The organism is Kiloniellales bacterium, assembly GCA_030066685.1.
Lineage (GTDB): Bacteria > Pseudomonadota > Alphaproteobacteria > Kiloniellales > JAKSBE01 > JAKSBE01.
Genome location: JASJBF010000007.1, coordinates 59,327 through 74,133 on the forward strand (window position 1 = coordinate 59,327; position 14,807 = coordinate 74,133).

General features: G+C 67.3%; 17 protein-coding genes. 9 read left to right on the top strand and 8 right to left on the bottom strand.

What is annotated here, in order from left to right; all coding sequences use genetic code 11:
• Positions 1-55: 55 nt before the first annotated feature.
• The 9 genes from bchC (at position 56) to pufC (ending at position 8,636) form a co-directional block, all read left to right on the top strand.
• Positions 56-1,003: a chlorophyll synthesis pathway protein BchC gene (bchC, locus tag QNJ30_06755; protein MDJ0943144.1), complete on the top strand. Its 948-nt coding sequence runs from the start codon at positions 56-58 to the stop codon at positions 1,001-1,003.
• A complete protein-coding gene (locus QNJ30_06760) occupies positions 1,000-2,007 on the top strand; it encodes a chlorophyllide a reductase iron protein subunit X (protein ID MDJ0943145.1) in 1,008 nt (335 codons plus the stop codon). Before bchC ends, QNJ30_06760 begins: the two co-directional genes overlap by 4 nt.
• Before the next feature lie 46 nt (positions 2,008-2,053).
• Complete coding sequence (bchY, locus tag QNJ30_06765; protein ID MDJ0943146.1) at positions 2,054-3,637, top strand: chlorophyllide a reductase subunit Y; 1,584 nt, start codon at positions 2,054-2,056, stop codon at positions 3,635-3,637.
• Complete coding sequence (bchZ, locus tag QNJ30_06770; protein MDJ0943147.1) at positions 3,631-5,088, top strand: chlorophyllide a reductase subunit Z; 1,458 nt, start codon at positions 3,631-3,633, stop codon at positions 5,086-5,088. Before bchY ends, bchZ begins: the two co-directional genes overlap by 7 nt.
• 170 nt (positions 5,089-5,258) lie before the next feature.
• On the top strand, positions 5,259-5,456 hold the full coding sequence (pufB, locus tag QNJ30_06775; GenBank protein MDJ0943148.1) for a light-harvesting antenna LH1, beta subunit: 198 nt from the start codon (positions 5,259-5,261) through the stop codon (positions 5,454-5,456).
• A 12-nt stretch (positions 5,457-5,468) separates the two neighbouring features.
• Entirely contained in the window at positions 5,469-5,603 is a 135-nt protein-coding gene (gene pufA, locus QNJ30_06780; protein ID MDJ0943149.1) for a light-harvesting antenna LH1, alpha subunit, read from the top strand.
• A gap of 195 nt (positions 5,604-5,798) precedes the next feature.
• Positions 5,799-6,623: a photosynthetic reaction center subunit L gene (pufL, locus tag QNJ30_06785; GenBank protein MDJ0943150.1), complete on the top strand. Its 825-nt coding sequence runs from the start codon at positions 5,799-5,801 to the stop codon at positions 6,621-6,623.
• A gap of 13 nt (positions 6,624-6,636) precedes the next feature.
• The gene (gene pufM, locus QNJ30_06790) at positions 6,637-7,608 is read left to right on the top strand and encodes a photosynthetic reaction center subunit M (protein MDJ0943151.1); all 972 of its coding nucleotides are present in this window, start codon (positions 6,637-6,639) and stop codon (positions 7,606-7,608) included.
• A gap of 2 nt (positions 7,609-7,610) precedes the next feature.
• Positions 7,611-8,636, top strand: a complete 1,026-nt coding sequence (pufC, locus tag QNJ30_06795; protein MDJ0943152.1) for a photosynthetic reaction center cytochrome PufC — start codon at positions 7,611-7,613, stop codon at positions 8,634-8,636.
• Positions 8,637-8,792: 156 nt separating this feature from the next.
• On the opposite strand, the gene QNJ30_06800 is transcribed toward pufC, so the two are convergent.
• The 8 genes from QNJ30_06800 to puhA form a co-directional block, all read right to left on the bottom strand.
• Positions 8,793-9,317 carry an NUDIX domain-containing protein gene (locus QNJ30_06800; protein ID MDJ0943153.1) on the bottom strand — a complete coding sequence of 175 codons (525 nt, stop codon included), beginning with the start codon at positions 9,315-9,317 and terminating at the stop codon, positions 8,793-8,795.
• Positions 9,318-9,418: 101 nt separating this feature from the next.
• A complete protein-coding gene (gene hemA / locus QNJ30_06805; GenBank protein ID MDJ0943154.1) occupies positions 9,419-10,636 on the bottom strand; it encodes a 5-aminolevulinate synthase in 1,218 nt (405 codons plus the stop codon).
• Positions 10,633-11,496 (bottom strand): putative photosynthetic complex assembly protein PuhE, encoded by an 864-nt coding sequence (gene puhE / locus QNJ30_06810; protein MDJ0943155.1) that lies wholly within the window; start codon positions 11,494-11,496, stop codon positions 10,633-10,635. Before puhE ends, hemA begins: the two co-directional genes overlap by 4 nt.
• Positions 11,497-11,515: 19 nt before the next feature.
• Positions 11,516-12,583 carry a magnesium-protoporphyrin IX monomethyl ester (oxidative) cyclase gene (gene acsF, locus QNJ30_06815; protein MDJ0943156.1) on the bottom strand — a complete coding sequence of 356 codons (1,068 nt, stop codon included), beginning with the start codon at positions 12,581-12,583 and terminating at the stop codon, positions 11,516-11,518.
• Complete coding sequence (locus QNJ30_06820; GenBank protein MDJ0943157.1) at positions 12,580-12,885, bottom strand: hypothetical protein; 306 nt, start codon at positions 12,883-12,885, stop codon at positions 12,580-12,582. Before QNJ30_06820 ends, acsF begins: the two co-directional genes overlap by 4 nt.
• Positions 12,882-13,337, bottom strand: coding sequence for a photosynthetic complex assembly protein PuhC (gene puhC, locus QNJ30_06825; protein MDJ0943158.1), 456 nt, complete (start codon positions 13,335-13,337; stop codon positions 12,882-12,884). The genes QNJ30_06820 and puhC overlap by 4 nt, the downstream gene beginning before the upstream one ends.
• Positions 13,338-13,349: 12 nt before the next feature.
• A complete protein-coding gene (gene puhB, locus QNJ30_06830) occupies positions 13,350-14,021 on the bottom strand; it encodes a photosynthetic complex putative assembly protein PuhB (protein MDJ0943159.1) in 672 nt (223 codons plus the stop codon).
• Positions 14,018-14,803 carry a photosynthetic reaction center subunit H gene (gene puhA / locus QNJ30_06835; GenBank protein ID MDJ0943160.1) on the bottom strand — a complete coding sequence of 262 codons (786 nt, stop codon included), beginning with the start codon at positions 14,801-14,803 and terminating at the stop codon, positions 14,018-14,020. Before puhA ends, puhB begins: the two co-directional genes overlap by 4 nt.
• Positions 14,804-14,807 lie beyond the last annotated feature (4 nt).

A 14,807-nucleotide genomic window follows, 5' to 3' on the forward strand; every position in this document is an offset into this window, starting at 1 on the left:
CGCATCAGCGTCAGACCTCCGCACTGCTTTGCAGTGCCCAGCGACGGGAACGACCATGGAAGCCCTTGCGGTCGTCTTGCAGGAGCCCCGCCAGCTCAGCCTTGAGCGGCTGCCGATCACGCCGCCCGGCGCGGCGGACATCGTGGTTGACACCAGGTGGAGCGGCATCAGCACGGGCACCGAGCGGCTGCTCTGGTCGGGGCGCATGCCAGCCTTCCCTGGCATGGGCTACCCGCTGGTTCCGGGCTACGAATCGGTCGGCGAGGTCGTCGAGGCCGGGCCCGACGCCGGCAAACGGCCGGGCGAGACCGTCTTCGTGCCCGGCGCGCAGTGCTACGGCCGCGTGCGCGGCCTCTTCGGCGGGGCCGCCGGCCGTTTGGTCACCGCGTCGAAACGGGCGATCTCCATCGATCCGGCGCTGTCGAAGCACGGCGTTCTCCTGGCCCTCGCCGCCACGGCGCAGCACGCGATAGCAGGACGCGGCCGCGACGCGGGCCTGCCGGAGCTGATCGTCGGCCACGGCGTGCTCGGCCGCCTGCTGGCGCGGTTGACTCTGGCGCTCGGCGGCGAGGCTCCGACGGTGTGGGAGACCGAGCCGCTGCGCCGGCAGGGCGCGATCCCCTACACGGTCTGTCATCCCGACGACGACGAACGGCGGAACTACGGATTGATCTACGACGTCAGCGGCGACGCCGGACTGATCGACAGCCTGATCGGGCGCCTGGCACCGGGCGGCGAGCTCGTCCTCGCCGGGTTCTACGAGGACCGCCCATCCTTCGCCTTTCCCCCGGCCTTCATGCGCGAGGCGCGGATTCGGGTCGCCGCCGAATGGAAGCCCGAGGACTTGTCGGCGGTGAAAGCCCGGATCGAAGCCGGCGAGCTGGCGATCGACGACCTGATCACGCATCGCGCGCCCGTCTCGCGGGCCCGCTCGGCCTATCGCAACGCCTTCGAGGATCCGGCCTGCCTGAAGATGGTCCTGGATTGGAGTGGAAGCTCATGACAGATCCGAACGCCGCTGCCCAACAGGCCAGAACCGAAGCCCTGCGCGCCGAAGCCGCGCAGGAGCCGGATCCGGTGCCGAGCGGCGCGGTCAAGAAAGAGACCCAGATCATCGCGATCTACGGCAAGGGCGGCATCGGCAAGAGCTTCACGCTCTCCAACCTCAGCTACATGATGGCCCAGCAGGGCAAGAAGGTCCTGCTGATCGGCTGCGACCCGAAGAGCGACACGACCTCGCTGCTGTTCGGCGGGCGCAGCGTCCCGACCATCATCGAGACCTCGGGCCGCAAGAAGGACGCCGGCGAGGAGGTCGCGATCGGCGACGTCTGCTTCGTGCGCGACGGAGTCTACGCCATGGAGCTCGGCGGGCCGGAGGTCGGACGCGGCTGCGGCGGACGCGGCATCATCCACGGCTTCGAGCTGCTCGAGAAGCTGGGCTTCCACGACTGGGACTTCGACTACGTGCTGCTCGACTTTCTGGGCGACGTGGTCTGCGGCGGCTTCGGACTGCCGATCGCCCGGGACATGTGCCAGAAGGTCATCGTCGTCGGCTCCAACGACCTGCAGTCGCTCTACGTCGCGAACAACGTCTGCTCGGCGGTCGAGTACTTCCGCAAGCTTGGCGGCAACGTCGGCGTCGCCGGCATGGTCATCAACAAGGACGACGGCACCGGCGAGGCCCAGGCCTTCGCCGAGACCGTCGGCATCCCCGTGCTCTCCGCCATCCCGGCAAACGAGGCGATCCGGCGGAAGAGCGCGAACTACGAGATCGTCGGAACGCCGGGCGGGGAATGGGGCACGCTCTTCGAAGACCTGGCGACCAACGTGGCCGAAGCGCCGCCGCTGCAACCGACTCCCCTGAGCCAGGACGGCCTGCTGGGCCTGTTCTCCAGCGAGGAGACTGGGCGCGACGTGGTGCTGCAGCCGGCCAGGCTGGAAGACATGTGCGCCACCTCCTCCACTCTGCAGAAGGAGTCCCTTGAGGTCGTCTACGAGACGGTTTGAGAACCTTCGAGGCCCGAGACAGGAATTACGGCAGAACAGCAGCGCCATGACCTACGACCCGCCAGAGTCCGATCAGCCCACAAGCCAGGCCGCCGACGCGGCAGCGGCGCCGGACATCGACCTCGCGGCGACGGCGTCGGACGGGCTGGGCTGCCACGCCGGGGCCGAGGAGTTGCGCGCCGCGGCGGAAAAGGCCGGCAAGAGCGAGGTCCTGGCACGCTACGCGGAGGACTACCCGGCAGGTCCGCACGACAAGCCGCAGAGCATGTGCCCCGCCTTCGGGTCCCTGCGGGTCGGCCTGCGGATGCGACGCACCGCCTCGGTCCTTTGCGGCTCCGCCTGCTGCGTCTACGGGCTGACCTTCACCTCGCATTTCTACGGCGCCCGCAGAACCGTCGGCTACGTGCCCTTCAACTCGGAGACCCTGGTCACCGGCAAGCTTTACGAGGACATCCGCGAGGCGGTCCATCAGCTCGCCGACCCGGAACTCTACGACGTGGTGGTCGTGACCAACCTCTGCGTCCCGACGGCCTCCGGCATCCCCCTGCAAATGCTGCCCAAGGAGATCAACGGCGTCCGGATCGTCGGGATCGACGTGCCCGGCTTCGGGGTGCCGACTCACGCGGAGGCCAAGGACGTGCTCGCCGGCGCGATGCTGAACTACGCGCGCCTGGAGGCCGAGCAGGGCCCGGTCCTGGCACCGCGCGGCGGAGTCAGCGAGAAGCCGACGGTAACCCTCCTCGGCGAGATGTTCCCGGCGGATCCGGTCGGCATCGGCCAGCTGCTGGCGCCGCTCGACCTCGCGGCCGGTCCGGTGGTGCCGACCCGGGAATGGCGCGAGCTTTACGGCGCCCTGGACTGCGCCGCCGTCGCCGCGATCCATCCCTTCTACACCAGCGCCTGCCGGGAGTTCTCGGCGGCGGGGCGGCAGATCGTCGGGTCCGCGCCGGTCGGCCACGACGGCACGGCCTTCTGGCTGGACGCCGTCGGCGCGGCTTGCGGCGTGGCAAAGCGTAAGATCGACGCGGCTAAGAACGCCTGCCTGCCGGCAATCGCTGGGGCCCTGGCCGCGGCGCCGATCAAGGGCCGGGTCACCCTGTCCGGCTACGAGGGCTCCGAGCTGCTGGTCGCCCGGCTGCTGGTCGAATCCGGTGCCGAGGTGAACTACGTCGGCAGCGCCTGTCCCCGCACGCCCTGGTCCGAGGCGGACCGGGACTGGCTCGAAGCCCACGGGGTCCGGGTGAATTTCCGCGCCTCGCTGGAGCAGGACCTGGCCGCGGTCGCGGAGTTCAAGCCGGACGTCGCCGTCGGGACAACACCGGTGGTGCAGAAGGCCAAGGAACTGGCGATCCCGGCGCTCTACTTCACCAACCTGATCTCGGCACGGCCCCTGATGGGAGTCGCCGGCGCCGGGGTGCTGGGCCAGCTGATCAACGGCGCCATCGCGAACCGGGGGCGCTTCGACCGGATGAAGGCTTTCTTCGGGGAGGTCGGCAGCGGCGATGCCGCGGGCATCTGGGAAGACCTGCCGGCCGACCGCTCGGCCTTCCGCAAGAGCAACGCCGCGCGTCGCGCCAAGGCGGCCAAGCCCGGCCGTGGCGACAAGGTCGAGGGAGCGGTCGGATGCTGATCCAGGATCACGATCGCGCCGGCGGCTATTGGGGCTCGGTCTACGTCTTCACCGCGATCAAGGGCCTGCAGGTGATCATCGACGGGCCGGTCGGCTGCGAGAACCTGCCGGTGACCTCGGTCCTGCACTACACAGACGCCCTGCCGCCGCACGAGCTGCCGATCGTCGTGACCGGGCTGGCGGAGGAGGAGCTGGGGCAGACCGGCACCGAGAACGCGATGCGCCAGGCGCACCGGTCCCTGGACCCGGACCTGCCGGCCGTCGTGGTCACTGGATCGATCGCCGAGATGATCGGCGGCGGCGTCACGCCCGAAGGCACCGGCATTCAGCGTTTCCTGCCCCGGACCATCGACGAGGACCAGTGGCAGAGCGCCGATCGCGCCCTGCACTGGCTGTGGACCCAGTACGGAGCGAAGAAGGGCCGCATGCCCAAGGCCAGAGCGCGGCCGGAGGGCGCCAGGCCCCGGGTCAACATCATCGGGCCCAGCTACGGCATGTTCAACCTGCCCTCCGACTTGGCCGAGATCAGGCGCCTGGTCGAGGGCATCGGCGCCGAGGTCAACCTGGTCTTCCCCCTGGGCAGCCATCTGAGCGAGGTCGCGCGCCTGGTCGACGCGGACGTCAACATCTGCCTCTACCGCGAGTTCGGCCGGTTGCTCTGCGAGGCGCTGGAAAAGCCTTACCTGCAGGCGCCGATCGGCCTGGAGAGCACGACGAAATTCCTGCGCAGCCTGGGCGGGCTCTTGGGCCTCGATCCCGAGCCCTTCATCGCGCGCGAGAAGCACACCACGATCAAGCCGATCTGGGACCTCTGGCGCTCGGTGACCCAGGACTTCTTCGGCACCGCCAGCTTCGGCATCGCGGCCAACGAGACCTACACCCGCGGCCTGCGGAACTTCCTGGAGAGCGACCTGGGCCTGCCCTGCCACTTCGCCTTCTCCCGCTCGGCCGGCAAGAAGCCGGACAACGAGGCGGTGCGCCAGGCGGTGCAGGAGAAGACGCCGCTGGTCCTCTTCGGCAGCTACAACGAGCGCATGTACCTGGCAGAGATCGGCGGTCGGGCGGTCTTCATCCCGGCCTCCTTCCCCGGCACGATCATCCGCCGTCACACCGGCACGCCCTTCATGGGCTACGCCGGCGCCACCTACCTGGTGCAGGAGGTCTGCAACGCCCTCTTCGACGCGCTGTTCCACATCCTGCCGCTGGGCAGCGACCTGGACAAAGCCGATCCGACCCCGGCGAGGGTGCACCGCGAGCTGCCCTGGAGCGAGGCGGCGCAGACCGCGCTGTCGCGGGTCCTGGAAACCCATCCGGTCCTGACCCGGATCTCCGCCGCCAAGCGCCTGCGCGACGCCGCCGAACGGCAGGCGCGGAAGGCCGGGCTGGAAGAGGTCACGACGGCCTGCCTGGACCGGGCACGGCTGTCCGTGGTCGAGGGGAGCGCGGCATGAGCGCGCGCCCCGAGGTTCGGCTCGTATTCAGAATTCGCCCGCTTGCGACGGGCGTCCGATCCACCGCGGCGGGCATTCCCCGTCCGGAGGCCCTGGCCGCGTAGGGGTTATGCGGCACCGGCCGATAGGCCAAAGCGTAAGGAGGTAGTTGAATGGCTGAGCATGAGAGTATGTCAGGCCTTACCCCCGACGAAGCAAGGGAGTTCCACCGGTACTACATGCAGGGCCTTTGGCTCTTTGTGGGGATTGCGGTCGTTGCGCACCTCCTCACCTGGATCTGGCGGCCCTGGTTCCATCCGGAAACCGCCGGTGCGGCTTCGGACCTTCTGCCGAGTGCGACCAGCACTCTGATGTCCCTCATAGGATAGGAGGAGAGAGCAATGTGGCGAATTTGGCTCGTGTTCGACCCTCGCAGGGTGATGGTCGTTCAAGGCGTCTTCCTGTTTTCCTTGGCAGCGATGATCCACTTCATCCTGCTGAGCACGGAACGCTTCAACTGGTTGATGAATCCGTAAAGGAAAGCGGGAAACGGAACGCCGTGTTCCGGGGTTCGTCCCCAACGATCCAACCTCGGTCCCACGGCGCTTCGATGACAGGGAAAGCGGGTGGAATCGCCTCAGGTTGAGACGGTTCCCCCGCTGCTCCCGACGAAATACAAGGCGGCTTGGGCTTTGCGCCCTTCGTAAGGCCGAGTCGGGGAGAAATTGATCATGTCCATGCTGGATTTCGAGAAGAAGTACCGCGTTCGCGGCGGGACGCTGATCGGGGGCGATCTCTTCGACTTTTGGATCGGCCCCTTCTACGTCGGGTTCTTCGGCGTCACTACGATATTCTTCGCCTTCTTGGGCACCGTTCTGATCATCTATGGCGCGGCGATCGGGCCGACCTGGAACGTCTGGCGGATCAACATTGCCCCGCCCGACCTGTCCTACGGCCTCGCGCTGGCGCCGCTGGCGGAGGGCGGCCTCTGGCAGATCATCACGGTCTGCGCGCTCGGCGCCTTCGGCTCCTGGGCGCTGCGCCAGGCCGAGATCGCCCGCAAGCTGGGCATGGGTCTTCATGTCCCCGTCGCCTTCAGTGTCGCGATCTTCGCGTATTTCTCTCTGGTCGTGATCCGTCCGGTGCTGATGGGCGCCTGGGGCCACGGCTTCCCCTACGGCATCCTCAGCCACCTAGATTGGGTTTCCAACGTCGGCTACCAGTACCTGCACTTCCACTACAACCCGGCGCACATGCTGGCGGTGTCCTTCTTCTTCACGACCACCCTGGCGCTGGCCTTGCACGGCGGCCTGGTCCTCTCGGCGACCAATCCGGCCAGGGGCGAGCCGGTCAAGACCGCCGAGCACGAGAACACCTATTTCCGCGACGCCATCGGCTATTCGATCGGCACCCTCGGGATCCATCGCCTGGGCCTCTTCCTGGCGCTGTCCTCGGGCTTCTGGAGCGCGGTCTGCATCATCATCAGCGGCCCCTTCTGGACCGCCGGCTGGCCGTCGTGGTGGACCTGGTGGCTCGACCTGCCGATTTGGAGCTGAGGGGAGCAAGCTCATGGCCGAATATCAGAACATCTTCACCACCGTGCAGGTCCATGGCGCGCCGGACCTGGGCATTCCGGTCAAATCCGGTTCCTGGACCCGCGGCGACAAGACCTGGACGGCCTACTGGGCCGGCAAGTTCGGCGAGGCGCAGATCGGCCCGCTTTACCTGGGCGGGCTCGGCGTCGCTTCGATCATCTGCGGCACCATCGCCTTCGTGACCATCGGCCTCAACATGCTGGCCTCGGTGGGCTGGGATCCGATCCAGTTCGTTCGCCAGCTCTTCTGGCTGTCGCTCGATCCACCGGCGCCGGAGTACGGCCTGTCCTTCCCGCCGATGGCCGAGGGCGGCTGGTTCCTGGTCACCGGCGCCTTCCTGACCGCCTCGGTCCTGCTGTGGTGGGCCCGGATGTACACCCGCGCCGAGGCGCTCGGCATGGGCAAGCACATCGCCTGGGCCTTCGCCGCGGCGATCTGGCTGTTCCTGGTCCTGGGCCTGATCCGGCCGATCCTGATGGGCAGCTGGGCCGAGGCCGTGCCCTACGGCATCTTCCCGCACCTCGACTGGACCGCAGCATTTTCGATCCGCTACGGAAACCTCTTCTACAATCCTTTCCACATGCTCTCCATCGTCTTCCTCTACGGCTCGGCCCTGCTTTTCGCGATGCACGGCGCGACCATTCTCGCGGTCAGCCGCTTCGGCGGCGACCGCGAGATCGAGCAGATCGTCGACCGGGGAACGGCTTCCGAGCGTGCGGCCCTGTTCTGGCGCTGGACCATGGGCTTCAACGCGACCATGGAATCGATCCATCGCTGGGCCTGGTGGTTCGCCGTCCTCTGCCCGCTGACCGGCGGCATTGGGATCCTTCTGACCGGCACCGTCGTAGACAATTGGTATCTTTGGGGCGTCAAGCACGGCATCGCGCCGCCCTATCCCGACGTCTTCGGCGACCTGCCGGATCCGGCAGCTGCGGGAGGTAACTGACCATGAAAGACGTGTGGCTCGTCGCAATTCCCTTCGTCTTCGTGCTGGTCCTCGCGGCCATGTCGACCTGGGACCGCCCCCCGATCGACAGCACGCAAATGGGCTACCGCGGCACCGGCATGGTGCAGGTCGACAATCCCCGCATCGAAGCCAAGCTCGCCGAGCTCAATCAGGTCTGGGAGTCCTACGGCAGGGTCGAGCCCGGCGGCCCGCCGGCCAGCCAGGCCTACGAGAACGTCCAGGTCCTGGGCGCGCTCTCCCAGGATCAGTTCGATCACCTGATGCTGTCGATCACCAGCTGGGTCTCGCCGGAGGAAGGCTGCGCCTACTGCCACAACGAAGAGAACCTTGCGGCCGACGACGTCTACACCAAGATCGTCTCGCGCCGGATGATTCAGATGACGCAGGCCATCAACTCGGAATGGGGCGAGCACGTCGGCGGCGCCGGCGTCAACTGCTTCACCTGCCACAGGGGCCAGCACGTCCCGCAGTATGTCTGGGTCGACGAGGACTATCAGCGGCAGGCGACCGGCGGCTTCGCGGCCAAGCGCAACAACCAGAACCTGGCCACGCCGATCTCCGGGTACTCGTCCCTGCCCTACGACGCGCTGCAGCGTCTCCTGACCAAGGACGACGCCGAGATCCGTGTCGCCGCGCTCAACGCCCTGCCGACCACGGACGGCGACAACGTGGCGATCCAGGACACCGAGGTGACCTACTCGCTGATGATGCACATGTCACAGGGCCTGGGCGTCAACTGCACCTACTGCCACAACAGCCGCGCGTTCTGGGACTGGGAGCAAAGCACCCAGGCCCGCACGATAGCCTGGCACGGCATCGAGATGGTGCAGAACGTCAACGAGGAATACCTCATTCCCCTGCGCTCGGCCCTGCCCGAACACCGGCTCGGCCCCAAGGGCGATGCGCCCAAGGCCATGTGCTCGACCTGTCACCAGGGCATTCCCAAGCCGATGTACGGTGCCAATGCGCTCGAAGACCATCCCGAACTCGGTCAGCCTGTGAGGTAGACTCCCCGCCATCGGGAGCTTCCTCCCTCCGGGGGGAGGTCCGAGACGGACCTCCCTCTTTTTTTGTCTTCGAAGACCATGGTTAGGGAAGCCGAGCAGACACGATACTGCGCGCGAGACCGCGCCGCCCCTTGCCGAATCCTGGTCGAGGTCGGGCTACAGGCCCAGTTCGTCCCAGCGCGAGAGGTAGATCCTGAACCAGGGAGCAAAGGCCTCCGGACGGGCGGCGGCCTCGAGCCGCAGCTGCTCGACGGTCTCCCAGCGGGTCTCGGAGACCTCGGCGCGATTGGGACGCAGGGCGACGCCCCTGTCTCCGGTCGCCGCGTGGTAGACGGCGACGCGCTCATGCTCGCGCAAGCCCTGTCCGACATCGGCGGCGTATTCGATCGTCGCCACCTGGCTCATCGGCAGTGACAGGCCGAGTTCCTCGTCCAGGCGCCGCTCGGCGCAGTCATCCTGCGACTCGCCCCAGTGCGGATGCGAACAGCAGGTGTTGGCCCAGAGACCGCCGCAGTGGTACTTGCCGTCCGCCCGTCGCTGGATCAGCAGCTCGCGGCCGCAAAAGGCAAAGACGGAGATCGCTTGGTGCAGCACGCCCCGCCTGTGCGCCTCGAGCTTCTCGATCGGGTAAAGGCTGTCGTCCGCCGCGATCGCGGGAATCGTGATCTCTACCTGCGCCATGATCTCCAAGCTTCCGGGTGGACCGTCTCGCCCCCGCTCCGCTTCAGCAATTCGGAGCACGGTTCAGATATGAGGTTGCTTCAACCTCACATCATCATGCTCTAGGCTGCGGCCGTCTTCAGCCCCAAGGAGGACCAGATTTCCGACAGCGCCGCAACCAGGGCGTTGATGTCGGCCTCTCCGTGCAGCGGCGACGGGGTCAGACGCAGCCGCTCGGTGCCACGCGGTACCGTCGGGTAGTTGATCGGCTGCACGTAGATCCCGAAGTCCTCCATCAGGCAGTCGCTGATCTTCTTGCAAAGGACCGGATCGCCGACCATCACCGGGACGATGTGGCTGGGGTTGCGCATGTGCGGGATCCCAGCACCGTCGAGCTTGCGGCGCAAGGTTGCCACCCGAATCTTCTGTATGTCACGCTCCATGCTGCTGCCCTTAAGGTGCCGGATGCTCTCCCGCGCGCCGGCGGCCACGGCGGGCGGCAGGGCCGTGGTGAAGATGAAGCCGGAGGAGAAGCTGCGCACGAAATCGCAGAGCGCGGCCGAGGCGGCGATGTAGCCGCCGACGACTCCGAAGGCCTTGCCCAGGGTGCCTTCGATCACGGTCAGCCGGTCCATCAGGCCTTCGCGTTCGGCGATGCCCCCACCACGCGGCCCGTACATGCCGACGGCGTGAACCTCGTCCAGGTAGGTCATGGCGTTGTGCGCTTCGGCGACGTCGCAGATCTCGGCGATCGGCGCGATGTCGCCGTCCATGGAGTAGACCGATTCGAAGGCGATCAACTTCGGCCGGGTCGGATCGAGGTCGCGCAGCTTGCGGTCCAGATCCTCCGGATCGTTGTGTGCGAAGATCCGCTTCTCGGCGCGGCTGTGGCGGATGCCCTCGATCATCGAGGCGTGGTTCAGGGCATCGGACAGGACGATGCAGTCGGGGATCTGCGACGCCAGGGTGCCGAGCGCCGCCCAGTTCGAGACGTATCCGGAGGTGAAGAGCAAGGCGGCCTCCTTTCGGTGGAGGTCGGCCAGTTCCCGCTCCAGAAGCACGTGGTAGTGGTTGGTCCCGGAGATGTTGCGGGTGCCGCCGGCGCCGGCGCCGCAGCGGTCCAGCGCCTGGTGCATGGCGTCCAGGACCTTGGGGTTCTGCCCCATGCCCAGGTAGTCGTTCGAGCACCAGACGGTCACCTGGGCTTTGTCGGCACCTTTCGGGCGGTGCGTCGCACGGGGGAAGGCGCCGGCATGGCGCTCGAGGTTGGCGAAAACGCGATAGCGCCCTTCCTCCAGGAGCCCGGCGAGACGGTCCTTGAAATAGGATTCGTAGTTCATGGAAGCCTCCCTTCCTGTGGCACGGCCGACAAGGTCGCGCTGCTTGCTGTGTTTGTCCCGGGTCGCAGGCCCGGTTGGTAGAGAACGCCCGCGGCGTCGACATCGGACTTGCGCAATGCCCAGCGCCAGAGCGCGGCGTCGGGCAGCGGCAGGACCAGCAGCCAGTGCTCCAGCGTTCCCAGGGCGATCAAGGCGCCGAGCAGGGTGTAGCCGCTGGCCGCGAAGGCGCCGGCATCCGGCGCGAAGGCCAGGTGAAGAACGTAGGCCGTCGAGAGAGTCGACAAGGTGATCGAGATCGGGAAGAGGCCGTTCATCGGCTTCCGGCCGAAGTAGCTCTTCAGAAAGCCCAGGTGCTCCGGCAAGAACTCCTCGCTGAGGTTCGGCACCCCGAGGAAGACGTTCAGCTTGGCGCTCAGCCGCATCCCGAAGAGGACGATAAAGGTCCAAAGACCAAGCTTGTTGGGCTGGTCCCAGGTGACGAACAGCAGCAGCCCGAGCGTCGCCAGGATCGCAAGCTCGTGATAGAGCAGGGTCCGCACGGCCAGGAGGAAGCGGGTCCGATCGTTCGCGTTTGCGGGGCAGGCGAGCTTGCGCGGCCCTGCCAAGGTCCCCTGCAGGAAGGTCAGCTCGTGCCAGCCCCAAAGGGCGACGCCGGCGAGAAAGGCGGCATAGGCGGCGCCGGGCGTCGTCTCCGCCCCGGTCACGACGACGACGTAGAGCGCGAGACCGGCGAGCAGCGAGGCGCCCAGGGTGCTCCAGGGATAGCTCCGCCGCGGCAGGCCGTTCAGCAGCAGCACGACCCCGGTGCTGAGCCACCAGACGAAAAGGGCCGCGAGTGCTGCGAGGACGAAGGCCGCCATCGGCCGGTCTCTCCTTCTTCTACCAGGCCGGCTGCATCCGGCTCTGCTGCGGAAGCGCGTTGCTCTTGGCCGGCAGGCAGTAGAGCCGCGCAAAGGTGACGGCGGCCGCCAGGCCCAGGCCGACCTTCTTGAGCCCGCCCAGGACACCGCCCGTCTTGCCGGCCGCCGCGATGCCTTCGTTGATCCGCCGCAAACGCTCCAGCCCGGCCCGGAAGCGCGGATCGTCCAGGTCCAGGGTCAGCGGGAAGACCTGCTGGGAGATCTCCGAGGTGATGTGGAAGACCCGGTAGTCGTAGTCGGTCGGATTCAGGCCGAGGGCCTTGTGGAACTCGGGCCGGGCGTGGTCTCGGACGTACATGGTCGCGAAGACCGCCAGGAGGAAGAAGCGGACCCAGAGCTTGTTATGGCCGCGCAGGAGATGCGGGTTGGCCCGCATCAGCAGGGCGAAGGCCTCGCCGTGGCGAAACTCGTCGTTGCACCACTTTTCGAACCACTTGAAGATCGGGTGGAAGCGCAGCTCCGGATGGCGCTCGAGCTGCCGGTAGATCGAGATGTAGCGGGCGTAGCCGATCTTCTCCGAGAGGTAGGTGGCGTAGAAGATGAACTTCGGCTTGAAGAAGGTGTACTGCTTGGTCCGGGTCAGGAAGCCCAGGTCGATGCCGATCCCGAACTCCTTGAGCGCGTCGTTGATGAAGCCGGCGTGCCGCGCCTCGTCCCGGCTCATCAGCTTGAAGAGCTCACAGATGTCCGGGTTGCGGCCGCGCTTCTTCATCTCGGCATAGAGGATGCAGCCGGAGAACTCGGCGGTCAGCGAGCTCACCAGGAAGTCGACGAACTCCTTGCGCAAGCCTTCGGGCAGGTCCTCCAGGCGGACCCGGTCCCAGTTCTCTTCGCGCTTGAAGTGGCCCTTGTTCGGGTCGCTGCGCATCTCGGCGATCAGCTGGTCCCATTCGGCGCGCACCGGGGTCACGTCGATCCGGTCTAGCTCGTCGAAATCCGTGGTGTAGAAGCGCGGGCTCAGCACCGTGTCCTGCTGGGCCATCGCCGTCGTGTCCTTGGAGGTCACGGACAGGGTTTCGATCGTCATAGCTTCCTCCCCGAGGAAAAGCTGACCTCGAAGAGGTCGATGCAGGCCAAGTCGCCGGTCATGCGCGTCCAGATCCGCTTCAGGCCGCCGGCCTTCCTGACCGTCGCGGTCCGGCGCAGCGTGAGCTTCTCGCCGTAGGGCACGTAGACCGGATTGCCCTGGACGCGCACGGCGTCGCCGGGCTGGATCTCGACGTTGCCGTCCAGCTCCACGTGGGCATGGCAGCTTTCGAAGCTGTTCTCGATGTCGACCGTGCAGCCGACCTCGAAGACCTCGCCGACCAGGGTCCGAAGCTGGGTCACGACTTCACCTCCGAAGCAGTGAGAAACCTGGCAAAGGCCCTGGCGTTGGTCGGCCCGAAGGAGACCAGCTCGATCTCCCGATCGGTCGCCAAATCGATCAGGGTAAGACGGCCGTCGCCCTGGCGGAGCAAGCGGAAGGGCTTCTGAGTGTCGAAGCCGCCGAGGCGCCGCTCGCGCGCCAGACCGCGCAGGACCCCGCGCAGAAAGCCGTTGGTGCCGGGCTCGATCGCCTGCACCGTCTCGCCCGTCCCGGCGGCCAAGACCAGGATGCCGCCATCCTTTCGGTCCAGGAAAACCAGGTCGCGGGACTCGACCGCCGGCGCGGATGGGCTGTCCGCCCGGCCGATCAGGCCCTGACGCGACGCGGCCGCCAGCGCGATGGCCAGGAGGATCAGCGCCGCCGCGGCAATCAGCGCCCCGCGGGGAACCTGCTGATCGTGATGCTGGGCCATGGTGCGTTCCTCCTAGCCGACGACGGCAAGGTCCGGCTCGGCCGCGCCGGCCTTCGGGGCCTTGCGTGGCGCGACGGCGCGCGGGTGGACCCGGCCCTCGCCCAGCTCCGCCTTCAGGGCGGCGGCCAGGATCCCGGCGACCGAATCCGCCTCCGGCAAGGCGCGCAGCATGGGCTGCGGGTTGCGGTAGCGGCCGGGCCGGGCGAAGGGCCAGAGGATCAGATAGGCGACCCGGTCCGGACCCTTGAGTGCGAGCGGAACATCCCCGGTCCCGTCGCCGCAGGCGCGCAGGGCGGCCCGCTCGACCAGGGTGAAGGGAAAGTTGACCGACATCGGCAGGGCGATGCCGAAGCGCAGGATCACCCGTTTGTTGGTGATGGTGTAGATCGTTGTGCGGGCGTAGAGCGCGGCGAGCCCCGCCAGGATAGCGAGCCCCAGCAGGGCGATCGGCAGGACGCCGGCCATCGCCAGGGCCGCGGCGGCAGTCCCTTCGCCGTCCCAGAGCGCGGTCACGCCCTGCCAGGCGACCAGGATCCAGAAATAGATCGCCACCTTCCTGAAATGGAAGACCCGCAGGGCCAGGCCCCACCAATCGGGCCTGCCTTGCCAGAGTATCGTCTCGCCCGGCGGCAGTTCCTGCGGAAGCCCCGGGATCGGCTCGAAGTCGAAGTCGTCGTGACTCATAGCATCGGCTCCGTGCGCCGGCGCGTGGCGTAGAGCGTGCCAGCGCCGAAGTAGCCGTAGATCTTCTCCTCCTCAAGGCGGGTCACACGGTCCGGGTTGGCGAGCGCCGGGATCTGCGCGAACTGACCAGACAGGAGCGACTCGACTTTGACCTTCCCGGCCCTGCGGTCGACGACCGCCAGGTTGATCGGCAGAAGCGCCGAGCGGCCGCCCGGCCCGCCGATCTCCATCTCGAGGAAGCGGGCCATGAACTCGCCGAGGTCGACCCAGATGTCCTTGACCGTGCCGGCGACCTTGCGGTCGGCGCCGACCACCGGCATGCCGCGGGGATCGGGATCGCGCTCCTCGACGTGGAAGGACGTCGCCACGCGCATCGGCACGATCTTCGGCTTGCCGTCGAAGGTAAGGTCCGGTGTGTCCGCGCGCTCCGCATAGGAGCCCGGTCCGATCTCCGCCAGCATCGGATTCCCGTCTGGGGTGATCGTCGAACCGCCGGTCTTCGCCGTCGCGATTGCCTTCAGGGCGCGGCTGTCGGCCCGGGCGGGATCGGGCGCATGCACGGTCGATCCGTCGGCCATAACAAAGGCCTTGGGCGCCGGAAGGTGGGTCAGCCCCTGCACCATTTTTCGCTTTGCCGGATCCAGGTGGTCGGTTTCCAGCGGATAGCCTTCGCGCTTGTTCTCCGTGTGCAGGTAGTAGATCAGACCGAAGAAGAAGGCCCAAAAGGCGTAAAGGACAACCTGCGCGACGTCCACGTAGCCCGTGATTGCACCGATTTCCATCACA